The sequence below is a fragment of the Nonomuraea sp. SBT364 genome, assembly GCF_001083785.1.
Classification (GTDB): Bacteria; Actinomycetota; Actinomycetes; order Streptosporangiales; family Streptosporangiaceae; genus Nonomuraea.
The window spans coordinates 15,065-37,966 of the sequence record NZ_LAVL01000022.1; the positions used below are offsets into that span (position 1 = coordinate 15,065).

General features: G+C 71.1%; 27 protein-coding genes. 14 read left to right on the forward strand and 13 right to left on the reverse strand.

The annotated features are described in order from the left end of the window. Nucleotides 1–2: 2 nt before the first annotated feature. The 6 genes from ADY59_RS13410 to ilvD are packed head-to-tail and all read left to right on the forward strand — an operon-like array spanning nucleotide 3 to nucleotide 6,639. Complete coding sequence (locus ADY59_RS13410) at nucleotides 3–1,004, forward strand: D-2-hydroxyacid dehydrogenase (RefSeq protein WP_049562081.1); 1,002 nt, start codon at nucleotides 3–5, stop codon at nucleotides 1,002–1,004. Further along, nucleotides 1,004–1,771: a DeoR/GlpR family DNA-binding transcription regulator gene (locus ADY59_RS13415; protein ID WP_049562083.1), complete on the forward strand. Its 768-nt coding sequence runs from the start codon at nucleotides 1,004–1,006 to the stop codon at nucleotides 1,769–1,771. Before ADY59_RS13410 ends, ADY59_RS13415 begins: the two co-directional genes overlap by 1 nt. Before the next feature lie 20 nt (nucleotides 1,772–1,791). After that, nucleotides 1,792–3,153, forward strand: a complete 1,362-nt coding sequence (locus tag ADY59_RS13420) for a family 4 glycosyl hydrolase (protein ID WP_049562084.1) — start codon at nucleotides 1,792–1,794, stop codon at nucleotides 3,151–3,153. Between the two features lie 20 nt (nucleotides 3,154–3,173). Beyond that, nucleotides 3,174–4,022 carry a fumarylacetoacetate hydrolase family protein gene (locus ADY59_RS13425; RefSeq protein WP_053174732.1) on the forward strand — a complete coding sequence of 283 codons (849 nt, stop codon included), beginning with the start codon at nucleotides 3,174–3,176 and terminating at the stop codon, nucleotides 4,020–4,022. Beyond that, nucleotides 4,019–4,996, forward strand: coding sequence for an amidohydrolase family protein (locus tag ADY59_RS13430; RefSeq protein ID WP_049562086.1), 978 nt, complete (start codon nucleotides 4,019–4,021; stop codon nucleotides 4,994–4,996). Before ADY59_RS13425 ends, ADY59_RS13430 begins: the two co-directional genes overlap by 4 nt. Continuing rightward, nucleotides 4,993–6,639, forward strand: a complete 1,647-nt coding sequence (gene ilvD / locus ADY59_RS13435) for a dihydroxy-acid dehydratase (protein ID WP_049562088.1) — start codon at nucleotides 4,993–4,995, stop codon at nucleotides 6,637–6,639. Before ADY59_RS13430 ends, ilvD begins: the two co-directional genes overlap by 4 nt. Before the next feature lies 1 nt (nucleotide 6,640). Here the strand turns inward: ilvD and ADY59_RS13440 are convergent, their stop codons facing one another. Continuing rightward, nucleotides 6,641–7,642 (reverse strand): DUF418 domain-containing protein, encoded by a 1,002-nt coding sequence (locus tag ADY59_RS13440; RefSeq protein WP_049562089.1) that lies wholly within the window; start codon nucleotides 7,640–7,642, stop codon nucleotides 6,641–6,643. A gap of 199 nt (nucleotides 7,643–7,841) precedes the next feature. On the opposite strand from ADY59_RS13440, the gene ADY59_RS13445 reads away from it, so the two are divergent. Further along, a complete protein-coding gene (locus ADY59_RS13445) occupies nucleotides 7,842–8,318 on the forward strand; it encodes a signal peptidase II (protein ID WP_049562091.1) in 477 nt (158 codons plus the stop codon). Between the two features lie 48 nt (nucleotides 8,319–8,366). Here ADY59_RS13445 and ADY59_RS13450 read toward each other — a convergent pair whose 3' ends face one another. From ADY59_RS13450 to ADY59_RS13475, 6 genes are all read right to left on the reverse strand, one after another. Then, on the reverse strand, nucleotides 8,367–8,945 hold the full coding sequence (locus tag ADY59_RS13450) for a DUF1707 SHOCT-like domain-containing protein (protein WP_049562092.1): 579 nt from the start codon (nucleotides 8,943–8,945) through the stop codon (nucleotides 8,367–8,369). A 75-nt stretch (nucleotides 8,946–9,020) separates the two neighbouring features. Beyond that, nucleotides 9,021–9,782, reverse strand: a complete 762-nt coding sequence (locus tag ADY59_RS13455) for an ABC transporter permease (RefSeq protein ID WP_049562094.1) — start codon at nucleotides 9,780–9,782, stop codon at nucleotides 9,021–9,023. 11 nt (nucleotides 9,783–9,793) lie between these two features. After that, on the reverse strand, nucleotides 9,794–10,564 hold the full coding sequence (locus ADY59_RS13460; RefSeq protein WP_049562096.1) for an ABC transporter ATP-binding protein: 771 nt from the start codon (nucleotides 10,562–10,564) through the stop codon (nucleotides 9,794–9,796). A 65-nt stretch (nucleotides 10,565–10,629) separates the two neighbouring features. After that, nucleotides 10,630–11,052 carry an SHOCT-like domain-containing protein gene (locus ADY59_RS13465; RefSeq protein WP_049562097.1) on the reverse strand — a complete coding sequence of 141 codons (423 nt, stop codon included), beginning with the start codon at nucleotides 11,050–11,052 and terminating at the stop codon, nucleotides 10,630–10,632. Nucleotides 11,053–11,062: 10 nt separating this feature from the next. Beyond that, on the reverse strand, nucleotides 11,063–11,323 hold the full coding sequence (locus tag ADY59_RS13470; protein ID WP_049562098.1) for a hypothetical protein: 261 nt from the start codon (nucleotides 11,321–11,323) through the stop codon (nucleotides 11,063–11,065). Beyond that, the gene (locus tag ADY59_RS13475) at nucleotides 11,320–11,697 is read right to left on the reverse strand and encodes a DUF2089 domain-containing protein (protein ID WP_197093612.1); all 378 of its coding nucleotides are present in this window, start codon (nucleotides 11,695–11,697) and stop codon (nucleotides 11,320–11,322) included. The genes ADY59_RS13470 and ADY59_RS13475 overlap by 4 nt, the downstream gene beginning before the upstream one ends. Nucleotides 11,698–11,867: 170 nt before the next feature. Here ADY59_RS13475 and ADY59_RS13480 point away from each other — a divergent pair, with 170 nt between their 5' ends. From ADY59_RS13480 to ADY59_RS13490, 3 genes are all read left to right on the forward strand, one after another. After that, entirely contained in the window at nucleotides 11,868–12,977 is a 1,110-nt protein-coding gene (locus ADY59_RS13480) for an ABC transporter substrate-binding protein (RefSeq protein WP_231618703.1), read from the forward strand. 180 nt (nucleotides 12,978–13,157) lie between these two features. Then, nucleotides 13,158–13,532, forward strand: a complete 375-nt coding sequence (locus ADY59_RS13485; protein ID WP_049562102.1) for a VOC family protein — start codon at nucleotides 13,158–13,160, stop codon at nucleotides 13,530–13,532. A 30-nt stretch (nucleotides 13,533–13,562) separates the two neighbouring features. Then, complete coding sequence (locus ADY59_RS13490; RefSeq protein ID WP_049562104.1) at nucleotides 13,563–14,441, forward strand: sigma-70 family RNA polymerase sigma factor; 879 nt, start codon at nucleotides 13,563–13,565, stop codon at nucleotides 14,439–14,441. A gap of 14 nt (nucleotides 14,442–14,455) precedes the next feature. Here the strand turns inward: ADY59_RS13490 and ADY59_RS13495 are convergent, their stop codons facing one another. After that, nucleotides 14,456–15,685, reverse strand: a complete 1,230-nt coding sequence (locus tag ADY59_RS13495) for a serine hydrolase domain-containing protein (protein WP_049562175.1) — start codon at nucleotides 15,683–15,685, stop codon at nucleotides 14,456–14,458. A 183-nt stretch (nucleotides 15,686–15,868) separates the two neighbouring features. On the opposite strand from ADY59_RS13495, the gene ADY59_RS13500 reads away from it, so the two are divergent. The 3 genes from ADY59_RS13500 (at nucleotide 15,869) to ADY59_RS51330 (ending at nucleotide 17,671) form a co-directional block, all read left to right on the forward strand. Beyond that, on the forward strand, nucleotides 15,869–16,645 hold the full coding sequence (locus ADY59_RS13500) for a MerR family transcriptional regulator (protein WP_049562106.1): 777 nt from the start codon (nucleotides 15,869–15,871) through the stop codon (nucleotides 16,643–16,645). 104 nt (nucleotides 16,646–16,749) lie between these two features. Continuing rightward, the gene (locus ADY59_RS13505) at nucleotides 16,750–17,472 is read left to right on the forward strand and encodes an NAD-dependent epimerase/dehydratase family protein (protein WP_197093613.1); all 723 of its coding nucleotides are present in this window, start codon (nucleotides 16,750–16,752) and stop codon (nucleotides 17,470–17,472) included. After that, nucleotides 17,462–17,671 carry a hypothetical protein gene (locus ADY59_RS51330; protein ID WP_197093614.1) on the forward strand — a complete coding sequence of 70 codons (210 nt, stop codon included), beginning with the start codon at nucleotides 17,462–17,464 and terminating at the stop codon, nucleotides 17,669–17,671. Before ADY59_RS13505 ends, ADY59_RS51330 begins: the two co-directional genes overlap by 11 nt. On the opposite strand, the gene ADY59_RS13510 is transcribed toward ADY59_RS51330, so the two are convergent. The 4 genes from ADY59_RS13510 to ADY59_RS13525 all read right to left on the reverse strand — a co-directional run bounded on the left by ADY59_RS13510 (nucleotide 17,634) and on the right by ADY59_RS13525 (nucleotide 21,121). Further along, nucleotides 17,634–18,470: a phosphotransferase gene (locus tag ADY59_RS13510; RefSeq protein ID WP_049562108.1), complete on the reverse strand. Its 837-nt coding sequence runs from the start codon at nucleotides 18,468–18,470 to the stop codon at nucleotides 17,634–17,636. The two genes, ADY59_RS51330 and ADY59_RS13510, sit on opposite strands and share 38 nt — an antisense overlap. Nucleotides 18,471–18,547: 77 nt before the next feature. Then, on the reverse strand, nucleotides 18,548–19,483 hold the full coding sequence (locus ADY59_RS13515; protein WP_049562110.1) for a CU044_5270 family protein: 936 nt from the start codon (nucleotides 19,481–19,483) through the stop codon (nucleotides 18,548–18,550). Then, nucleotides 19,483–20,046 (reverse strand): RNA polymerase sigma factor, encoded by a 564-nt coding sequence (locus tag ADY59_RS13520; protein WP_049562112.1) that lies wholly within the window; start codon nucleotides 20,044–20,046, stop codon nucleotides 19,483–19,485. Before ADY59_RS13520 ends, ADY59_RS13515 begins: the two co-directional genes overlap by 1 nt. A 100-nt stretch (nucleotides 20,047–20,146) precedes the next feature. After that, nucleotides 20,147–21,121, reverse strand: a complete 975-nt coding sequence (locus tag ADY59_RS13525; RefSeq protein WP_049562113.1) for a helix-turn-helix transcriptional regulator — start codon at nucleotides 21,119–21,121, stop codon at nucleotides 20,147–20,149. A gap of 112 nt (nucleotides 21,122–21,233) precedes the next feature. On the opposite strand from ADY59_RS13525, the gene ADY59_RS13530 reads away from it, so the two are divergent. Then, nucleotides 21,234–21,629, forward strand: a complete 396-nt coding sequence (locus ADY59_RS13530; protein WP_197093624.1) for a RidA family protein — start codon at nucleotides 21,234–21,236, stop codon at nucleotides 21,627–21,629. Between the two features lie 82 nt (nucleotides 21,630–21,711). Here ADY59_RS13530 and ADY59_RS13535 read toward each other — a convergent pair whose 3' ends face one another. Beyond that, nucleotides 21,712–22,449, reverse strand: a complete 738-nt coding sequence (locus ADY59_RS13535) for a VOC family protein (protein WP_049562117.1) — start codon at nucleotides 22,447–22,449, stop codon at nucleotides 21,712–21,714. Between the last annotated feature and the right edge of the window lie 453 nt (nucleotides 22,450–22,902).

Genomic DNA, 22,902 nt, shown 5'->3' on the forward strand with positions numbered 1-22,902 from the left:
AGATGATCAACGTCTGCGTGACACTCGACTTCGACGACGCCTGGCTGGCCGACGTGGCAGCCGTCTCCCCCGAGGTGCGCGTACGCAAACACCTGGCCACCGCCGCCGAGCAGATCCCGGCGGACGTGCTGGCGGACGCCGACGTCCTCTACACCAACTCGGCCTTCCCCGCGCGCGGCCAGGCGCCGCGCCTGGGCTGGGTCCAGCTCGACACCTCCGGGTGCGACCACGTCACCGGCACGGACCTGTGGGAGGCGGGGACGCCGATCACCACGATCGGCGGCGTGTCGCCCAAGCCGCTGGCCGAGTACGTGCTGATGATGATCCTCGCGCGGGCCCACCACCTGCCCCAGATCATCGACCTGCAGCGCGGCGCGAACTGGCCCGATCTGGACCACCGGTGGAACCAGCTCATGCCGCGCATGCTGCCCGGCTCCACGGTGGGCATCATCGGCTACGGCCGCATCGGCAGGGAGATCGGCAGGCTCGCGCACGCCTTCGGGATGAACGTGCTCGGCATGCGCAGCGGTTCGGCCCGCGACGGCCTGCGCTTCGGCGAGCCGTCCGAGGAGGCCGCGGACCCCGCCGAGGTGGTCGGCCCGGAGGGTCTGGCCGGCCTGCTGGCCCGCTCCGACTACGTGGTGCTCACCGTGCCGCACACCGAGCGGACCCACCACCTGATCGACGAAGCCGCCTTCGCGGCGATGCGCCCGGGCACCACTCTGATCAACGCGGCCCGCGGTGGAGTGGTGGACGAGACGGCGCTGCTGGCCGCGCTGCGGTCGGGCAGGGTCGGCTTCGCCGCGCTCGACGTCTTCGCCGCGGAGCCCCTTCCCGCCACCAGTCCTTTCTGGCGCGAAAGCAATGTACTGATCACTCCGCACGTGGCAGGATTCGCGCCCGGCTATCGCGATCAAGTACGTGCTCTTTTCACCGAGAACCTGCGCAGATTCGTCGATGGCCGCCCCCTGTTGAATCTGGTGGACAGAAAGGCCGGCTACTGATGCTGAGTGAGAAGCGCAGGAACCAGCTCCTGGACTACGTGCGGCGCAGGCGTTCCGTGGGTGTGGAGGACCTCGCCGAACTGCTCGGCGTCAGCGTCTCCACCGTCCGGCGCGACCTCGACGAGATGGACGAGCGCGGCCTGCTGCGGCGCGTGCACGGAGGCGCGGTGGCGATCGACGACAGCGCTCCGCACGAGAACTCCGTCGACGAGCGTGCCGTACGCAACCTGGAGGAGAAGAAGCGGATCGCCGCGCGCGCCGTCGAGCTCATCACCCCCGGCAGCACCATCCTGCTGACCGGCGGATCGACGACGGCGCAGATGGTGCCGCACCTGAGCGCCGTGCCCGACATCACCGTGGTCACCAACTCCGTGGCCATCGCGCACGCCATCGGCACCACGTCGGAGACCCTGCAGGTCCTGGTGCTCGGCGGACTGCTCCGCAACCTGGAGCTCTCGCTGCTCGGGCACCTCACCTCCCAAGCACTCGCCGACATCCACATCGACCTGGCCTTCTTCAGCGCCTACGGCATCGACCCCGGCTACGGCATCCTCGGCGCCAACCTCGCCGAGGCGGAGACGGACCGCAACATGATCAAGGCCGCCAGGCACCTGACGGTCCTCGCCGACCACAGCAAGTTCGACCAGCGCAGCGCCGTCCGCATCGCCCCCATCTCGGCGGTCGGCACCGTCGTCACCGACAACCGCGCGCCGGACGAGGCGGTGGCCGCGCTGCGGGCGCGCGACATCACCGTGATCCAGGCCTAGACAGGAGAGTCGTTCTCAGCATGTCCGACACCCGAGTACTCGTTCTCATCGGCGCGGGCAGCGCCGTCTTCACCCGAGGGCTCCTCGCCGATCTCATCTCCGCCGACGACCTCGGCGCGTGGGAGATCCGGCTGGTCGACGTGAACCCCGAGGCGCTGGCGGTCGCCACCCGCCTGGCCGAGCTCATGGTGCGGGCGAGGAAGGCGGGCGGCACGATCGCCGTCAGGTCCTCCACCGACAGGAGGGAGATGCTGCCGGGCGCCGACTTCGTGGTCACCTGCGTCGGAGTGGGCGGCAGGCCCGCCTGGCAGGCCGACCACGAGATCTGCATGAAGCACGGCGTCTTCCAGCCGGTGGGCGACTCCGTCATGCCCGGTGGCATCTCGCGGCTGCTGCGCACCGTGCCGGTCATGGTGGAGATCGCGAAGGATGTGGCCGCCCTCGCCCCCGACGCGTTCTTCTTCAACTACAGCAACCCGATGACCGCCAACGTGGCGGCGATGACGGCGCACGCGGGCGTGGACGTGGTCGGGCTGTGCCACGGCATGCACCACGTGCAGCGGGAACTGGCCGCGTTCGCCGGGCTGCCGTTCGAGGAGACCTCGACGCTCTACGCCGGGATCAACCACCTGACCTTCATCTACGACTTCCGGCACCACGGCCGCGACGCCTGGCCCATCGTGCGCGAACGCATGGAACGCGAGCTGGCGCAGCCGGCCGATCCCGCCGACATCGGGTCGATCTGGGAGAACGGCAAGGCCTGGCACAACCCGTTCTCCTGGGAGATCTTCCGCCGCTACGGCGCCTACCCCGCCGCCAACGACCGGCACGTGGTGGAGTTCTTCCCCGAGCGCTGGCCGTCGGGCGCCTACTACGGCAAGACACTGGGCGTCGACGCGTTCTCCGTGCCCGAGATCCTCGAATGGGGCGAGCAGCGCTACCAGGGCATGCGCGCCCAGGCCGAGGGCCGGGCCCCGCTCGACGAATCGATCTTCGAACGGTCCACGGGCGAGCAGGAGCAGCTCATCGCGATCATCCGGTCGATCACCTTCGACCGCCGCGAGATGTTCTCGGTCAACGTGCCCAACCGCGGCGCCGTACCCGGCCTGCCCGGCGACGCGGCCCTGGAGATCCCCGGCGTCGCCACCGCCCGCGGCCTGCGCCCCGTCAGCGTGCCTGACCTGTCGGCCCCGCTCACCTCCATCCTGGCGCGCAGGCTCACCTCCGTCTCCCTGGCCGTGGAGGCCGCCATGACCGGCAGCCGTGACCTCGCCGTCGAGGCGGTCATCGCCGACGGCGCGCTCACCGACCCGGACGCCGCGGCCCGGCTCGTGGACGAGCTCATCACCGAGCAGAAGCGCTTCCTGCCCAACTTCGCCTGACCCCTCCCGGAGAACCCTTCATGAGAATCACCCGTGTCAGACACACGGACGGCACCGTCACCGTCGCCAGGATCGAGGACGGCACCGCCGTCCCCGTGGCCCGGGAGAAGGCCGCGTACCTGGCCGACGGCCTGCGCGACCTCATCGCCGCCGGCGCCGACCTGTCCGCGCTGCCCGCGACGGGTCCGGCGGTCCCGCTGAGCGAGGTGACCGTCCTCAGCCCGCTGGCCGCGCCACAGAAGATCATCTGCATCGGCCTCAACTACGCCGACCACATCCGGGAGACCGGACTCGACACGCCGCCGCGTCCGCTGGCCTTCGTCAAGACGGCGCACACCCTCGCCGGGCCGTACGACGACGTGGTGGTGCCGGCGGGAGCCACCGAGCAGCTCGACTGGGAGGCGGAACTGGCCGTCGTCATCGGCCGGCCGGCCCGCGACGTGCCCGCCGACCGCGCGATGGAGCACGTCTTCGGCTACACCGCCGCCAACGACCTCTCGGCGAGGGACGCCCAGTTCGCCGACGGGCAGTGGTTCCGCGGCAAGAACTTCGACGGGTTCTGCCCGCTCGGCCCGTGGATCGTCACCCCGGACGAACTCGGCGACCCGCACACCCTGGCCGTCCGGGCCCGCGTCGGCGGCGAGATCGTCCAGGACGGCTCGACCAAGGACATGATCTTCGACGTGCCCGCGATCATCTCCTATCTCTCCCGGTACATGACGCTGAACCCCGGCGACGTCATCGCCACCGGCACGCCGCACGGCGTCGGCATGGGCCGCTCGCCCCAGCTGTGGCTGAAGGACGGCGACGTGGTCGAGATCGAGGTCGAGGGCATCGGCACCCTGCGCAACACCGTGAGGTTCGCATGAGCCGCTGGGGGACGCCGGTCATCGACTTCCACTGCCACTTCCCCGGCGCCGAGCCCACGCAGGACCGGCTGGACGCCGAGTACGAGCACGTCTGCGGCCCCGCGAAGCTGGAACGCCTCCGGCGGAACGCCGGCGCCTACCACGAACGCGTACGACGGGCCCGCACCCTGCCGCCCACGCGGCCCGAGACGAGAACGGCCGAGGAGGTCGCGGCGGCGTGGCGGCACGAGGCCGACGAGGTGGGCCTCACCAGGGTCGTGTTCATGAGCGGCGGAGGCAACGACCGGCTGGCCCAGGTGGTCGCCGCGCACCCCGGCCGGTTCGTCGGCTTCGCCAACCACCAGCCCTGCGCGCCGGGCGCCGCGGCCGAGCTCCGCAGATCCGCGACGGAGCTCGGCCTGTCCGGCTACAAGGTCATCGCCCCCTGGGTGAGCGTGCCGCTCGCCGACCGCGCCCTGTGGCCGGTCTGGGAGGTGTGCGAGGAGTACGGGCTGCCCGTCATGCTCCACTTCGGCCCCGTCAACGGCGGCGGTGGGCTCGGCCACGCCCCCAACATGGACCCGCTCGCCCTGCACGACGTGGCCAAGGCCTTCCCCGGGGTGGACTTCGTGGTCGCCCACTTCGGCTGCGGTTACCCCGGCGAGCTGCTCCGCCTGGGCTGGGCGAACGCCAACGTCCACGTGGACTCCTCCAGCAACCACGAGTGGACGCGGTGGATGCCGTACGAGCTCACCCTCAAGGATCTGTTCCGCCGCTTCCACGAGACGTTCGGCCCCGAGCGGATCCTGTTCGGCACCGACTCGTGCGACTTCCCGTGGGGATACATCCGGCAGTATGCCGACGAGCAGATCCGCATCCTCGACGAGCTCAACCTGTCGCCGGGCGACCGTGAGCTGATCCTCGCGGGGAACGCGGTCAGGCTGCTCGGGCTCGACCTTCCAGAAATTTCCACGACCAGGCAGGAGGCGGCATGACCATCGCCGACGACCCCGACCGCGCACCGGCCCGCTCCCATCTGTACGCCATGGGCCTGACCCGGGAGGACATGCGGCTGCCGACCGTCGGCATCGCCTCCACCTGGACGGGCACCATGCCGTGCAACCTCACGCACCGTGAGCTGGCCGCGCAGGTCGCCGAGGGCGTGCGACGCGCCGGCGGCCTGCCGATGGAGTTCAACACCATCGCCGTCTCCGACAACCTGACCATGGGCACGCCCGGCATGCGGGCCTCGCTGGTGAGCAGGGAGGTGATCGCCGACTCCATCGAGCTCATGGGGCGTGCCCACCAGTTCGACGCCCTCGTCTGCATCGTCGGCTGCGACAAGACCGTCCCGGCGGGGATCATGGCACTGGCGCGGCTCGACGTGCCCTCGGTGATCCTCTACAGCGGCAGCATGATGCCGGGCCGCTGGCGCGACCGCGACGTCACCATCCAGGACATGTGGGAGTCGCTGGGCGAGCGTGCGGTCGGCAGGCTCTCCCAGGACGACGTCGACGACCTCGCCCGTCACGCTTGTCCCGGCCCCGGCACCTGCGCCGCGCAGTACACCGCCAACACCATGGGCGCGGTGGCGGACTTCCTCGGACTGGCGCCCTTCGGCATCGGCGACATCCCGGCGGTCGCCGACACCAAGCCGGAGGCAGCCACGCGCGTCGGCGAGATCGTCATGGACGCCCTCGCCAGGGACGCCAGGCCCTCCCGCATCCTCACCCCGGACGCCCTGCACAACGCCATCGTCTCCGTGGCGGCCATGGGCGGCTCCACCAACGCGGTGCTGCACCTGCTCGCCATCGCCCGTGAGGCGGGGGTGCCGCTGCGGATCGACGAGATCGGCCAGGTGTGCCGCGAGGTGCCGATCATCACCGGGCTCAAGCCCGGCGGCCCGCACACCGCCGCCGACCTGTGGCGGGCCGGAGGTACGGCGCTGGTCGCCAAACGGCTCCTGGAGGCGGGACTACTGCGGGAGGACGTGACGCTCGTCGAGGGCCGCACGCTGGCAGAGGTGGCCGCCGCGGCGTCGGAGAAGCCGGGCCAGACCACGGTGAAGACGGTGGCCGCCCCGGCGAAGCCGCCGGGCGCCCTGGCCATCCTGCGCGGGACGCTGGCGCCCGAGGGGTGCGTGCTGAAGCTCGGCGGACGCGCGGACTTCCGCCGTGAAGGGCCGGCCAGGGTGTTCGACTCCGAGGAGGAGTGCTTCGCCGCCATCCAGAGCGGCACGATCGTGCCAGGGGACGTCGTGATCGTCCGATACGAGGGCCCGGCCGGCGGGCCGGGCATGCGGGAGATGCTCTCCATCACCGGCGCCCTGGTCGGGCAGGGACTGGGTGACTCCGTGGCGCTGGTGACCGATGGGCGCTTCAGCGGCGTGTCCCACGGGCTCGTCATCGGCCACGTCGCCCCCGAGGCGGCCAAGGGCGGGCCCATCGCGCTGGTGCGCGATGGCGACACGGTCGTCGTCGACACCGCGAAGGCCGGCCTGGACCTCCTCGTGGACGAGGACGAACTCGCCGCGCGCCGCGCCGCCTGGCGTGCTCCGGAGCGGCCGGTGGAGCGAGGCGTGCTCGCCAAGTACGTGGCGTCCGTCGGCTCCGCCTCCGACGGCGCCACCACCGTCTGACCTAGCCGGTGGGGGCGCGCAGGGCCGGGCGGCGCCCCCAGGTGGCCCAGCGCCAGAGCCACTCCACCGGGCCCTGGCGGCAGCGGCGCAGCCAGAGGGCGCAGAACAGCCACTGGGCCGCCAGGATGCCCCCCGCGACCACGTACGCCGTCGTCGGCGACTGGCCGATCGGCAGGCCGAGGAGGTGTGTGGCCGCCAGGACCAGGAGGGTCGCCGTCAGGTAGTTGGTCAGCGCCATCCGGCCCATCGGCGCGAAGACGAACCGCAACACCGGCCGCAGCGGCGTTGCGAGCAGGACCAGCAGGCCGCACACGTACACGCCGACGACCAGCAGATCGGCCAGGCTGGAGGTGAACGACGGCTGCGCCGGGCCCGCCCCGGCCTGCGCCCACCGGGCGGCGGCCGTTCCCGCCGCGAAGAGCAGGCCCAGCAGGAGCGGCCCCCGGGCCGCCCCCTCGATCCGCTCGACGACCCCGTACCGGACCAGCGCCGAGCCCAGCAGGAACAGCCCGGCGACCAGCAGGGGCCCGCCCCCGCCGAAGATCAGCGCAGCCGGGACGAGCGCGGCGGCGAACCCGGCCACGGCCCACCGCGGCAGCCAGGCCGAGGGCAGCAGCACCAGCAGGCCGACGACCGCGTAGGTGGCCAGGATCTCGCCCGGCCACAGCAGCCCGTGCAGCAGGCCGATCACGAGCAGCGCCGCAAGCCGGCGCAGCAGGGCGAGCCAGGGGCGGGTGGCGCGGCGCCCCGCGGAGTCGAGCAGCAGCGCGAACCCGATGCCGAACAGCAGTGAGAAGATCGGCATCCCCAGCCACGGGTCCCACTCGCCCATGGGCTGCTCTGCGACGGCGGACCTGCCGGTGGCCATGAGCTGGACGTTGGCGAACAGGATCTCGCACAGCGCGAACCCGCGCAGGACGTCGAGCGCGGCGATGCGCGATCGGCCGGGAGCGGTCTTCGCCGTGGAGGGGGCGCCGCCCGGGGTGTGATCTTCATGAGGCATGGCCCTCATCCTGCGGCGCGCCCCCCGCGCCCGCACCGGTCACAAGACGGGTCTCGCCGTCCGCGACCGGTACTTCCGGCCGATTCAGCGCCGGGGCGCGGGGGCCGCTAGGTTGGGCCGAAATGGTCATCGGAGGGCGAGGTCAAGGGTGCCGATCGGGCGAAGTCTCCATAAGCCGGGCGCGCGGCTCTACGGATGGATGCTGGCTCTCGCGGCGGTGGTCCTCGTCGCCGACCAGCTCTCCAAGTTCTGGGCGGTCTCGGCGCTCTCCGGCGGGGAGCGCGTCACGGTGATCCCGGAGCTGATCCAGCTGCGGCTGCTGTTCAACCCCGGCGCCGCGTTCTCGATCGGGGAGGGGATGACGTGGGTGTTCACCCTGACGGCGGCCGCGGCCGTGGCCGGCATCCTCTACGCCGGGCGGCGGCTGCGCTCGTCCGCCTGGACCGTCGTGCTGGGCGCGCTGCTGGGCGGCGCCACCTCCCACCTGCTCGACCGCCTGTTCCGTCCGCCCGGCTTCGCCCGGGGCCACGTGGTCGACTTCATCGACTACGGCGGCCTGTTCGTCGGCAACGTGGCCGACATCGCCCTCACCGTCAGCTGTGCCGTGCTCGTCCTGCTGACCGCCCGCGGCATCCCCCTGGCCGGCGCGGACGCCGAGGAGCGGACGCCCGCGTAGATCCGCCGGATCACCGCCGCGGGGCCGGACGCCGGGCGGCACCGCCCGTCACCGGTGCGGCGCCTGCCACCGGGCGGCGAGCCGGCCGTGCCGCAGGCGGCCCACCAAGCGGACGCGCAGCGTCTCCGGCGTGTCGGCGCCCGCGTCGCTGCCGATCGCCAGCATGCTGTGGCGCACCGACAGTTCGTTGGCGTCCACCACCATGCCCGGCGCGAGGACCAGCTCCACGTTGCCGCCGCTCACCCGCAGCTCGATGACCAGCTCGGGCGCGCTGCGCACCGCGCCGGTCAGGTCCAGCAGCACGTCGCACCACGAGGTGCGCAGCGCCAGCCGGTGCGGCAGTGTCCACCGGCCGTCACGGCGCACCGTGCCGTGCCGCTCCTTGATGGTGAGCAGCTCGGCGGCCGGTTCGGCCGGGATCCCGCCGCCGGGCACCGCGACCAGATCGGTGGTGAGCGGGACCAGCGCGTCCATGGTGCGGGCGGCCAGCGCCGCGTCCAGCCGCTCGTTGAACTCGGCCGGGTCGAGCCGGCCGTCGGCGACGGCCGTGCGCAGCAGGTCGATGGCCCGGTCGCGATCCGCGTCGGACGCGCGCAGCGCGGGTGAGCTGGGCAGATCTGCCGGCATCCGGCTTCCTCCGTGGGTAGGTGGTGGCAGCGCGCCACCGAAAGTGCTGACGGGTCGATCCTAGGAGACGGCTTCCTAGGCGATCCTGCGGCGGTAGGCGTTCATGGCGAGGACGTACGCGAGGGCGAGGATGCCGGCGCACCAGGCGAGGGCGATCCAGAGCTGGGTGCCGACCGGTTGCTGGGTGAACAGGGCGCGGATGGCGTTGACGATGGAGGTCACCGGCTGGTGTTCGGCGAAGGCGCGTACCGGGCCGGGCATGGTGGCGGTGGGGACGAAGGCCGAGCTGAGGAACGGCAGGAAGATGAGCGGGTAGGAGAAGGCGCTCGCGCCGTCCACGCTCTTGGCGGTGAGACCGGGGATGACGGCGATCCAGGTCAGGGCCAGGGTGAAGAGCATCAGGATGCCGGTGACCGCGAGCCAGGCCGGCACCCCCGCGCTGGTGCGGAAGCCCAGGAGCAGGGCGACGAGCACGACGACCAGGAGTGAGATCAGGTTGGCGGCCAGCGAGGTCAGCACGTGGGCCCACAGCACGGACGAGCGGGCGATCGGCATGGACTGGAAGCGTTCGAAGATGCCGCTGGTCATGTCGGTGAAGAGCCGGACCGCTGTGTAGGCGATGCCCGAGGCGACGGTGATGAGCAGGATGCCGGGCAGCAGGTAGTTCACGTAGGGGCCCGATCCGGTGTCGATCGCGCCGCCGAACACGTACACGAACATCAGCATCATCGCGATCGGCATGATCGCGGTGGTGATGATGGTGTCCATGCTGCGGGTGATGTGGCGCAGGGATCGTCCCAGCAGGGTGGTCGTGTCTGCGAGGAAGTGCGTGGTCATGGAGGGCCCCTCTACGCGTTCGTGCCGACGAGGGCGAGGAAGACGTCCTCCAGGGTGGGCTGCTTTTCGACGTATTCGGCCTTCGCGGGCGGCAGGAGCCGCTTCAGCTCGGCCAGGGTGCCGTTGACCAGGATGCGGCCCTGGTGCAGGATCGCGATCCGGTCGGCGAGCTGTTCGGCCTCGTCCAGGTATTGGGTGGTGAGCAGCACCGTCGTCCCTCGGCCGGTGAGCTCCTTGACGGCCTGCCACACCTCGACGCGTCCCTGCGGGTCGAGCCCGGTCGTCGGCTCGTCCAGGAAGATCACCGGCGGGTCGCCGATGAGGCTCATCGCGATGTCCAGGCGGCGGCGCATGCCGCCGGAGTAGGCCGACACCTTCCGCGTGCCCGCGTCGGTGAGCGAGAAGCGCTCCAGCAGGTCGTCGGCGATCCTGCCCGGATCCTTGAGGTGACGCAGCCGGGCGACCAGCACCAGGTTCTCCCGCCCGGTGAGGATCGCGTCGACCGCCGCGAACTGCCCCGTCAGGCTGATCGACTCGCGCACGTCCGCCGGTTGCGTGGCGACGTCGAAGCCGTCGACCCGGGCCGTGCCCGCGTCGGCCTTGAGCAGCGTGGCCAGGATCTTCACCACCGTGGTCTTGCCCGCCCCGTTCGAGCCGAGCAGGGCGAAGATGCTGCCGCGCGCCACTTCGAAGTCCACGCCACGCAGCACCCGCACTTCCTTGTACGACTTCTCCAGGCCCCGCACGTGGATCGCGGGCTCCGGAACCTTGTTGGCTGTCATGCAGAGATCCGTTCTCGGTTTCGTCACGGATGGTCGCGCATGGCGCGATCGACGGTGGACGGCGCCTACTCGCAGTAGACCCGTATCTTGGCGTCGGGCTGGTCGACCTCCAGGGTCACCTCGTCGAGGTGCTCCACGAGCGCTTCGAGGTGCTCGGGCTTGAGCTGCGTCAGGTCGAACGGCACCCCCGACCTGTCCAGCTCGGCGTTGGCCCGTTCCAGGGCCCGCGGCGGGATCAGGGCCGCCAGTTGGACGCCGGCCCGCAGCAGTTGCAGCGGCACCCTTACGTCGATCCGCCCCGGTTCGCCCTCGTCAAAGGTGTGCGCGATCAGCCGCAGGTACTTCGCCTTGCCCTTCGGCCGGGCGTCGGGGCTCGACGTCGCCGGATACGGGTCACGTTCGAGCGCGGCGATGAGCCGCTCCGCCTCCTCTGCGGTGATCTTGCCCTCGACCAGCATGTCGAGGACGTCCTTGCGCTGTTCGTTCATCGGACTTCTCCTATCTGACGGCCACGAGCACGGCCGTACGGCTGTACTCGATGTCGAATCGGGTGCCGGGCAGCGCGAAGACGATGCGCCAGCCGGTGCGCAGTGCCTTCACCACGTCGACGCGAAATATGACGCACGCCACGACCGCCCCCAGGACGGCCAGGACCACGATCGGTGAGAGCACGAGCACGACCGGGAGTATCGGGACCCAGATCCGGATGCGGCGACGGTCGGGGCGTTTGACCCGTACGGTCACCAACTGCGGCATCATGTACGGCCCTCCAGATCGGACAAGGCCTGTTGCGCGGTGATCTCGCCACGGCGCAACCGATCGATGACGTCGGCCCGCGACGGCGCCGGATCGGTCTCGACGAAGTCGAGCATCTGCGTGATCCGGTTCAGCCGCGCCTTGATCGTCGGGTAGCTGACCCCGAAGATCCGCTCCATCTGCTTGATGGAACCGTGGCACCGCACGAACGCCGTGACGAAGATCTGATCCTCGACGCTGAGCTGCGCCAGCTGCGGCAGCTCGAACTCGCCCTCGATCGCCACGCCGCTGCCCGTCAGGCGCACCCGCTCGACGACGAACGGCTGGCCCCGGGTCAGGTTCGTGAGTTCCTGCCAGTCCATCGCCTGATCTGTCATATCTCAAGTTATAACGGGCCGATCTTCAATTTTCAAGAAGTAGATCTTGAATTTCTTGAACAACGGCGGAGCGTGGGCCCGCGGCGTCGTCCCGCGCAGCATCCCGGCATACTGCAACCAATCACCACGGGAGACACCAACGCATGAACACGCCACCATCGCCATCCGCAGTGGAGCGGGCTGAGGGATCATCGATCCGGATCGGCGCCCTCGTCCCGCTGACCCGGCCCGGCTGGGTCGAGGCGGGCCGGCACTTGCTCGCCGGGCTCGACCTGGGCGTCCGCGAAGTCAATGACGCCGGTGGGATCGCCGGAAGACCACTCGAACTGGTGGTCCGAGACACCGCCGCCGATCCGCAGCGGGCCGCGGCGGCCGTGGACGAACTGGCCGGCCTGGGCGTGGCGGCCCTGGCCGGGGAGTATCACAGCGTCGTCGCCCGCGCCGCCGCCGCCAGGGCCGACGCCCTCGGCCTGCCGTTCCTCTGCTCGTCAGCGGTTCTCGACGCGCTCACCGAACAGCCGACGGACTGGGTCGCGCGGCTCGCCCCGGCGCAGTCCCACGGCTGGCGGATCTACGCGGACTTCCTGCTGGCCTCGGGCCACAGGCGAATCGCGGTAGCCGCCCAGCCGAGCGTCTACTGGGCGGCCGGGACGCGCATCCTGCGCGACCACCTGACTCCACGCGGCGGCACCGTCATCGAACTCGACGCGCAGGCACTCGCCCCCGAGGCCGTGTGCGACGAGCTCGCCGGCAATGGCGCGACAGCCCTCCTCCTGCTGGTCGGCCACCCTGAGCCGGCGGTGCCGATCGTCAAGTCCGTCCGCGCCGACCGGCGCCTCGCCGGCATCATGATCGGCGCTCCGGCCGGGCAGCCGGAGTTCGCCGAATGGGCGGCGCTGCTGGGCGGCGACGGGGCCGCGATCCCGTTCCTGCGCTACCTGCCCGAGCGCCTCGGCCCGCTCGGTGCCCGGGTCGAGGCCGCCCTCCGTGAACGCCTGGGCGAAACACCGTCCTTCGTGGCCTTCGAGGGCTATGACACGATCGCCGTCCTCGCCGAGGTGCTGCGTTCTCACGGCACCGACCGGGCGCGCGTCGCCGCATCCTGGCCGCGTGTCGCGGTCGAGGGCACCCGCGGCCGGATCCGGTTCTCCCGCACGCCGGGCATCAGCGTCCGGCAATGGACCTGGACGCCCGTCCAGGTCGTCGACCGGGATCCGGCGGAACCCGATCGCTTCCGCATCCTTCACACCGGTGGCGGGCAACCGCCGGCAGCCGGATAGGCGAGCTCGCTCCGTACGACAGGCGGCCCCGGTTCGGCCGTGCTCCAGGACCGCCGGACCGTTCGCGCATCGAAGGGGTCGTGGATGGGTGCGTTACCTTCGGGCGCGCGTGCCCGTCATATGAGCAACGGCCGCGTACGCCTGCGGCCGTCGGACCGACCAACGACATAGGAGCCCAGGATGCTGACGAACATCATGTATGTGACGGTTCACGTGACCGATCAGGACCGCGCGCTGAAGTTCTACACCGAAGGGCTCGGCCTGGAGAAGCGCGTCGACTACCCGGGACCGGAGGGACGCTTCCTCACCGTGGGCGTCGGCGACAGTCCGGTCGAGATCATCCTCTGGTCGCAAGGGCCGGGCGGCGCCGGTTCGCTCGTCCTCGAGTCGGATGATCTGAGGAAGGACTTCGAGGTGTTCCGCCGGCGGGGGGTAACCTTCGATCGCCCCGAACCGGAGGACTACCCGTTCGGCGTCCGCATCGAGGCGGTGGATCCGGACGGCAACCAGATCTCGCTGCGCCAGCAGCGCCGCCGCAACCGTGCCGACGGCTGACCAGCGAGCAGATTCGAGGAAGACCGCAGGATGACTGACACCAGCCGGACAGATGTGCTGGCCGAGGCGTTCGAGGCCCAGCGCGACCGGCTGAGCGCCGTAGCCCACCGGGTCCTCGGATCGCACGCCGACGCCGAGGACGTGGTCCAGGAGGCCTGGATGCGGCTCGCCCGCCAGGACCCGACCACCATCGGGAATCTGGCGGGCTGGCTGACCACGGTCGTCGGCCGGATCAGCCTGGACGTCCTGCGGTCACGCCAGACCCGCCCCGAGTCGACCTACGGAGTCGGGCTGCCCGAGCTGGTGATAACCGCCGACGACAGCGCCGAGCCCGAAGAGACCGTGGCGCTCGCCGACTCGGTGGGGCTCGCGCTGCTCGTCGTCCTGGACGCGCTCGGGCCCAGCGAGCGGCTGACGTTCGTGCTGCACGACCTGTTCGCGGTGCCGTTCGCCGAAATCGGCCAGATCCTCGGCAAGTCCGCCGACGCCACCAAGATGATCGCCAGCCGCGCCCGCAAGAAGGTGCGGGCGTCCGAGCGGCCGGCGGCCGTCAGGCGAGAGCAACGACGGGTCATCAGAGCCTTCAGCGCGGCCGCGACGGGCGGCGATTTCGAGGCGCTGCTGCGCGTGCTGGACCCGGACGTGAAGCTGACGGTCGACACCCCGGGCGGGGTCGTCGTCACCCTCGGCGCCACCGCGGTCGCCGCCGGCGCGCGGATGTTCTCCGGTGCCGGAGCACGCCATCGAGCGGTGCTCGTCAACGGGCTGCCCGGCCACGTGTCGTGGCGCGAGGACGGAACTCCGCTCTCCGTCCTCTCGTTCACGGTCACCGGCGGCCGGATCGCCGCCATCGCGATCGTGATCGATCCCGCCAAGCTCGCATCGGCGCGCCTGCCGGCCCCCGCGTGACCCCGGGGCCCCTGTCAGTCGTCGATGGCCTGGTAGAGCGTGGTCCAGAAGTCGTGGATGAGCCGCATCACGTCCGGGGTGGACATCCCGGTCTGGGTGAGCAGGACTCCGGTGAGCCGGTTGTCCCTGTCGGCGTAGACGCTGGTGCCGGTACCACCGTCCCAGCCGAACTGACCGATGGGCGCGTAGTCGCCGCGGTGGGTGCGTACCGCCATCCCGAAGCCCCAGCCGCCGTGCAACCCCTGGCCGGACGACAGATGGACGAGGTTCCTGTACATGGCTTCCCGGGCGGCGAGCTGCCCGGGTGTGAGGCGGTTGGTGGTCATCAGCTCGACGGCGGGCCCGGACAGGATCCGCTCGCTCCCGTGCATGCCGCCGTTCAGCAGCATCCGGAAGTAGGCGTGGTAGTCGTCGGCCGTGGAGACCAGCCCACCGCCGCCGCCCTGGAACGCCGGGGGCTCGCCGTACCGCCCGCCTGCCGCCTCGTCCCACACGGCGAACTCGCCGGTCTGCGGGTCGGGCCCGTGAAGCGGCGGCAGCCGGTCGATCTTGCCGGCGGGCACGTGGAATCCGGTGTCCTTCATGCCCAGCGGATCGAGGACGCGCTCACGCAGGAACGTCTCCAGCGACTGGCCCGCGACCCTGGCGACGAGCACGCCGACCACCTCGTTGCTGAGGTCGTACTGCCACCGCTCCCCGGGCTGGTACGACAGCGGCAGCTCGCCGAGGCGGCGCATCCACTCGTCCGGCTCGGGCGCCGGCCCGGACGCGACGCTGTAGTCGGTCCGCTCGAAGGTCGCGGCCCTGATCGGGGAGTCCATCAGCTCGAAGTCCACGCCGAGCCCGAACGTGGAGGTCAGCAGGTCCCGCACGGTGATCGGCCGCAGCGCCGGCACGGTGTCGTCCAGCGGGCCGTCGGGGCGCTTCAGCACCCGGCGGCCGGCGAGTTCGGGAAGCCACGGATCCACCGGGTCGTCCAGCCGCAGCCGGCACTCGTCCAGCAGCACCATCGCCGCCGCCATCGTCACCGGCTTGGACGTGGACGCCATCCGGAAGATCGTGTCCCGGCGCATCGAATCGCCACCGTCGGGCCGCATCGTCCCGAGCGCTTCGACGTGCGTCTCGTCGCCCCGGCTGACCAGGGCGACCAGCCCGGGGATCTTCTTGGACTCGACATGCCGCGCCAGCACCCCGCGCAGTTTGCGCAGCCCCGACTGCGAGAAGCCGCTGTTGCTTTTACCCATCATGAATACTCATTCCTCAGGTCGCGATGATGGCTACCGGCCCCTTCGAGGCGGCCATGTGATGAGGGTGCACCCTGACCCAAGGTCAAGGTCAACTCGCCCGGCGCGCTATCCTCGTCCCCGTGATCGCCCGCACCCCGTACCGCGAGACCGCCGGCCACCTCCCGCGGGTCCGCTGAGCCGATGACGGACGGACTCACGATCGGTCAGGCGGCGGCGTTCGTCGGCGTCACGATCAAGACGGTGAGGCACTACCACCGGCTCGGCCTGGTCGCCGAGCCGGGACGCGACAGTTCCGGCTACCGCCGCTACCGGTCGGCCGATCTGCTCCGGCTGGTTCAGGTCCGCACCCTGGCCGAGGCCGGCGTGCCGCTGGCCGAGGTCGGTGACCTGCTCGACGCCGATCCCGAGCCGTTCGCCGCCGCCCTGGACGACGTCCACCGCCGGCTCACCGATCGGATCGAGGACCTGATCGCGCGCCGCGACACGCTGCACCGGCTCGCCCACGGCGACCGGGTCCTGCTGCCCGAGCGGGCCTGCGCGACCCTGGACCGACTCGCCGACCTCGGCTTCGAGCCCGAATACGTGGCCACGCAGCGGGAGGCCCTCGTGCTGGCCCGGGCGCTGATCCCGGAGATCTTCGACAGCTTCCTGACCCAGCTCGAACACTCCATCGCCGATCCCCTGATCGTCGAGCTGACCAAGCGCGGCCTGGCGGCGAGGTCCTGGGATCCGGACGACCCCCGGATCGAGGAGCTGGCCTCCGCGCTGGCCGACCGGCTGCTCGCCAACCGCACGGCGCTGACGATGCCGGCCGGGCTCGGGAAGCAGTCCGACGCCGCCGCCCGCTACGAACTCGTCAACCACCACCGAGAGGACCAGGAGCCGTCCATCGCCAGGCTGAACGCGCTGGTCGAAGCGAACCTGCGAGCGGCCGGCATCGACATCCCGCACCAGTGACGGCCGCGCGTACCGGCCACTGACCACACGGCTTCTCCGCGATGTCACGTTCGCGGGTGCCCGGCTCGTCTGGACGTCAGCACGTACACGACGAGGAGGCAGCGATGAGGGTACTGGTCGCGGGTGCGACGGGGGCGATCGGCCGGCCGCTGGTCGCGAGATTGCTGGAGGCGGGGCACGAGGTGCTGGCGCTGACGCGCGACCCGCGCGCGTCCGTTCCCGGCGCCAGTACGGTGGTGGCCGACGTGCTGGACCGCGACGGCCTGCTGCGGGCGGTGGAAGGGCTGCGCGCCGACGCGCTGATCCACGAGCTGACCGCTCTCGGCAAGGCCCCGGCCAGGTACGCGGACATGGCGTTGACCAACACCCTGCGCACCACCGGCACCCGGCACCTGCTGGAGGCCGCCCGCGCGGTGGGCGCGCGCCGGTTCGTCACCCAGTCGATGGTGCCCGGCTACGGGTTCCTCGACCACGGCGCACGTCCACTGACGGAGGAGGACCCGTTCGGCAGGGCGCGCGGCGTGCGGGCCGACCCGATCGTGGCGGCCAGGCGTTCCACGGAGCGGCAGGCGTTCGGCGCCGACGGGATCGACGGCATCGCCCTGCGCTACGGCGCGTTCTACGGCCTGTCCGCGTCGCGGAGCTTCGTCACCGCGCTGCGGGCCGGCAAGCTGCCCGTCCCCCGCGACGGCGGACGGACCATGTCGTGGATCCACCTCGCCGACGCAGCGGCGGCCACGGGTGGCGGCGCTGGAGAAGGGCAGGGCCGGGCAGGCGTACAACATCGTCGACGACACCCCGGTCACCTGGGGCGAGATGTTCGGTGAGCACGCGCGCGCCGCCGGCACGAAGCCGCCCCGCGCACTCCCCGACCGCCTCATCCGCTTGGCCGCGCCGTACTTCGCCGCGCTGATGGTCGACACCTCCATGCGGGTGTCGAACGCGAAGGCGAAGGCCGAGCTCGGCTGGACGCCCGGCCGCCCCGCGATCAGCCTTGATGATCGAGCGCTGTCCGGATCTGGCTGAGCCATTCGGCGCCCAGCCGGCGCCCGTCGGGGAGTTGGTCGTCCCGGTCCCAGCGCCACGTCGTGATTATCGCCAGCATGAGGATCCGGCACTGGCGCAGCAGCTCCCGATCGACATCCGGATAGTGCTCGCCGACTTCTTCGGGCGCGTGGGCCAGGTCGAACTCGACAGGCCCACGGCAGCACGTCTCGAAGTCTATGAACAGCAGCCCGTTCTTCGTGGTGAGCAGGTTGCCCGGGTGCGGCTCGCCGTGCAGCACCTGCTCGGCGCCGCCGCGCTCGCCGATCACGCGTCTCAGGTTTCCCAGCGTGTCGCCGAGCAGCTCCCGGTCCGCGCCGGCGAGCTCCGGAGTACGGTCGCGGTCCGCCACGAGTCGTTGAGCCTGCTCGACCCGTTCCGTGAAGTGCGGCACCGGGAGGTCGAGCGGTCGCATGCCGGCGTGCAACCGCTGGAGCGCGCCGGCGTAGTCAGCCGGTGGGACCACTTGACGTGACACGGGTTCGTAATAGGTCCAGAGCGTGATCTCGAAGCCGTCACGCGCATAGACCCTCGGCTCCACCCGAGGGTCAAGAGCGGCCACCGGGCACCCGGACTCGGCGAACCGCTGGGCGAGCTCCACTTCGAAGAGAGCGACCTGATGCGCCGCGGGCGCCACCCGGGCCAGCACGTCACAGGGCAGCAGGCGCAGCGTGAGCTTGTTCGAGTCATGCAGGACGATGGCGTCGTCGGCCGTCAGGCCGAGTGCCGAGGCGGTCGCCCTGGCCGCGGCCACCGCACGCGAGATCTCTGACGCCTGCATCGTCAACCGGCCCCTCTCCCTCGGAATGCTGCCGCCAGGGCACCGTACCAAGCCGCCCCGACAACTCCGGGTCACGATCAGGAACGCTGGCCGGGCCGGTTCACGATCCTGGCGTCGAGCCGGGCGGTCAGGCCCACCGTGCCCGCCTTGAACGTCTCCTTGCTGCCGTCGGCCCACTCGAAGGTCCGGTCCCGCAACCGCGTCGAGTTGGTCCCCAGGTAGTGGAAGGTCTCCGGGTCCAGGATGAGGTAGCTGCGCGCCTCGGCGTGGGTGAGGCTGAACGCCACGCCCCGCCGTCCGTCGGCGACGGGCACGTCCTGGGTCACCGTGATGCCCTTGATCGTGGGCAACGCGCGGTAGAGCGCGGCCCGTACGCCGGGGGCGAGCCACTGCTCGGAGATGAGCTGGTTGATCTCCATGAACAGCGTCTCCGGCGGGACCTGGCCGTTCAGCTCCCCCGGCCCCCGCCCGTCTTCGTCGAGGACGGCCGCCTTGATCCTGGCGATCACCCCGGCCGGCGTGACGGGCGGCCGGGCGAGCCCGGCCGGGTTCAGCACCGCGCTGCCCTGGAACATCAGCTTCCCGTCCTGATACCAGGCCGACCGCTTGCCGTCCACGCTGGTCCACCGTTCCCAGGTGTCGCGCCGATCCCGGTCGGGGTCCCCTTCGACGCCGGTCAGCTGCAGGTCCTTGGTGTAGAGCCACTGGGTGGGGGCCGGGGCGGGCGTGGGGTCGTTCTCGGCCGCGCGGGCGGCGCGTTCGCCCAGTTCGGCCACGCCGGCCACCGGCGCCATGTCCGGCCGGTCGCTGAGCGCCACGAAGGTCCCGCCGACGACCAGGGCCAGCGCCGCCGCCACCGCGACCCGCCGGCCGAGCCGCGTCGCGCGGTTCACGGGCCGCTTCGGTGCGGCCCCCGGCTCGCGGATCGCCGTCATCAGGCGCGCCCTGGCGGCGTCCGCGGCCTCGTCGGTCATCGCCGGGGTGTCCCGGCGGAACTCCTTGATCGCGTTCATCACAGCTCCTCGTCCCCGAGTACGTTCCTGGCCTTCTTCCGCGCGCGATGCAGCCGTGACCGTACGGTTCCCACCGGGATGTCCAGCGCCCGCGCCACCTCCTCGTACGACAGGTCCTCCCACGCCACCAGCAGCAGCACGTCCCGGTCCCCGCGCGGCAACGACGCCAGCGCCCCCGCCAGCTCGCGATCCCTGCCCTGCGCCGTCACCCGGCGCGTCACGGTGTCGGCCAGCGCCTCTGGCAGCGGGTCCACCCCGGTACGGCCCAGCGCCCGCAGCAGCCGCTCCTCCTGGCACCTGTGTCTGGCGATCAACGTGGTGGCGATGCCGTACAGCCAGGGCCTGGCCAGCGCGAACGACGTGTCGTAGGTCCCGCGCCTGCGGAAGGCGGCCAGGAACGTCTCTGCCACGATGTCGTCGGCCGCCTGCGTGCCCAGCCGTCGCGCCGCGTAGAGATGGATCTGCCTGGCGTAGCGGTCGAACAGCGCGGCGAACAGCTCAGGGTCGTGCGTCGATCGCCGGATCAGTTCTCCGTCGTCGATCTCGACCAGCTCAGCACTCAACGCCTCTCCCTCGTGAGTAGGTACTTCACCGTGCTGTCTCCCGAAGGGCGTCACCGGGTTCCCCGGAGCCGTGACGGGCCGCCGCTGATCGGCCTCCGGCTCAGGACGACGCGGTGTAGCGGGTGACGATCGCGGCGGCGCGGTCGCGCAGGGAGTCGCGCAGCCACTGCGGGGCCAGGGCTTCCGCGTTCGTGGAGAGCTGCCACAGCGCCCATTCGGCGTGTCTCGAATCTTGGAAGGACAGCTCCAGCCGCAGCCGGCCGTCCGGTTCTGCTTCCTCGGCGCGGACGGCCAGCGCGGTGCCCACCAGGTCCTCCCGCCGCGCCGGGTTCACCCGGACCAGCACGGTGACCTGGTCGCCGCCGGTCCGGAACCGCGTGCTGCGTTCCTGCCAGGCCCGGTCCAGATCGACCCGGTCCGGTCGCTGTGCGGGTTCTGCCAGTTTTTCGGCGGCCGAGATCCGCGAGAGCCGGTAGGTGCGGTCCGCGCCCGACCTCGTGGCCAGCAGGTAGCCCCGGTCGCGGACGGTGACCAGGCCGATGGGGTCCACGGTGCGCCATTCCGGGGACTGGTCCGCGGCCGCGTAGTGGATGCGTAGTTTGTGCCCGGCGAACACCGCGCGCAGGACCTCGGCGACTATGGCGTCAGGCACCTCCTCGTCGACCAGCCGACGCGAGAGGAGGTCGGTCTCCGGGTCGATGAGCAATCGCTCGGCCGCGCCGGCCGCGGTGTCCCGATAGCTCTCGGGCAGCGCGTCGACCACCTTGAGCATCGCCGAGGCCAGCGCGGAGCCTAGGCCGAACGCCTGCGCGCCGCGCCGCGACCCGGCGATCAGCAGGGCCAGGGCCTCGTCATGGTTCAGTCCGGTGAGCTCGGTCCGGAAACCGGGCAACAACGCGAAGCCGCCGTGCCGGCCGCGTTCGGCGTAGACCGGGACGCCGGCCGCCGACAGCGCCTCGATGTCGCGCAGCACGGTGCGGGTGGACACCTCCAGCTCGCGGGCCAGCGCGGGCGCGGACAGGCGGCCGTGCCGCCGCAGCAACAGCACCAGCGAGACCAACCGGTCGGCACGCATACGACAACATTACCGAGATACACGACACAAGATGTCGTGATTTGCCGGGAGGCTGATCACCACGACGTCAGACGTACGTCATATCGACGAATCGAACGGAGCTGATATGGCAATCGAGCGAACGGTGGTCAACCCATGGCCGTGGTCGGTGCAGCTGGGGTACAACCAGGGTGAGATCGTCTCCGGGCACACCCGGACCCTTTACTGCTCCGGGCAGACCGCGATGAGCGGCGACGGCAAGCCCCAGCACGGCGATGACATGGCGGCGCAGCTGGCGCTGAGCCTCGACAACCTGGAGGCCGTGCTCGGCGAGGCCGGTATGTCCCTCGCGAACCTCGTCCGGCTCAACGTCTACACCACCGACGTCGACCGGCTCTTCGAGCACTACGGCGTGCTGGCGTCGCGGCTGGGCGCCGCCGGGGTGGCGCCGTCCACCACGATGCTCGGGGTGACGCGGCTGGCGATCCCCGACCTGATGGTCGAGCTCGAGGGCACCGCCGTCGCGTGACGCGACCCCGCCGCCTCCGGCTGGACCGCCGAAGGCGGCGACGCGGCGCCCGCGAGACTTCAAGTCAGGCCGGACCTTCAAGTCAGGCCGGACCAAGGACGCAGAACTCGTTGCCCTCCGGGTCGGCGAGGACGACCCATGGGACGTCGCCCTGACCGATGTCGGTGAGCGTCGCGCCGAGCGCCCGCAGCCGGGCCACCTCCCCAGCTTGCTCGTCACCGCGGTTCGGCAGCAGGTCGAGATGGAAGCGGTTCCACACGCTCTCGCTGCCGGGCATGCGGAGGAACTCAAGAAACGGCCCGTCACCGGTGGCCGAGCGCAGCCGCGCATGATCTTCGGTCACCTCGTGCGGGGTCCAGCCGATCGCCTCGCCCCAGAACCGGGCCATGGCCCCCGGGTCCGCGCAGTCGACGACCACCGCGGCGATCGGCCCGGTGTCGCGGTAGATCTCCCGAGGCTCCAGGACGCAGAACACGTTGCCCTCCGGGTCGGCCAGCACCGTCCACGGCACATCGCCCTGGCCCACGTCGGCGGGCTTCGCGCCGAGCTCGGTCAGGCGCGCGACCAACTCCGCCTGATGGACCGCGGAGGTGGTGGCGAGATCGAGGTGCGCGCGGTACTTCACCGTTTCGGGGTCCGGGACCGCGATGACATCGACGCATACGCCGACGGGATCCTGCCAGACGAAACCCGCGGGCTGAACGCCGGTCGCGCCGGATCCCCCGCTGGAAACAGTCCAGCCCAGCGCCTCGGCCCAGAACCGGCCCAGCGCCGCGTCATCCCGGGCCTTGAGATTCACCTGAAGCAGTCGCAGCGCCATGCCGTCCAACCTAGTGCCCGACGCCGGCCCGCCCGTGGCCCGGGTTGACGCGGCGCCGGGCCGGATCGAGTTGGGGATCGGGGGCTCGGCCCCGTACAGCAGATAGGCGCCCAGAAGCCCGCGAGACCGATCACGATCATGATGACGATCACCGGCCACCGCCACGGCTCGGGCACGGGACATTGCCGCGCCGGAATCAGCGCACAGGGGTCAAGGCGCTAGCGTCGATCCAACCCGTTCGATCTTTGGCGTCATCAGTTGTGACCGGAATGTACGCATTACCGTCCCGTGGATTCTTCCACCCGTCGCAGTACGGACCGACCGTGGCATCCTTCTGCTCGGTCTTGATACGGATCTTCGCACCTACCCATTTCAAGCCCCCGGCCGTCCGGGCCGCTCTACTTCCAGCTCCTGATCACCCAGGAACCACTGACCCGTGACTACGTCGACCGG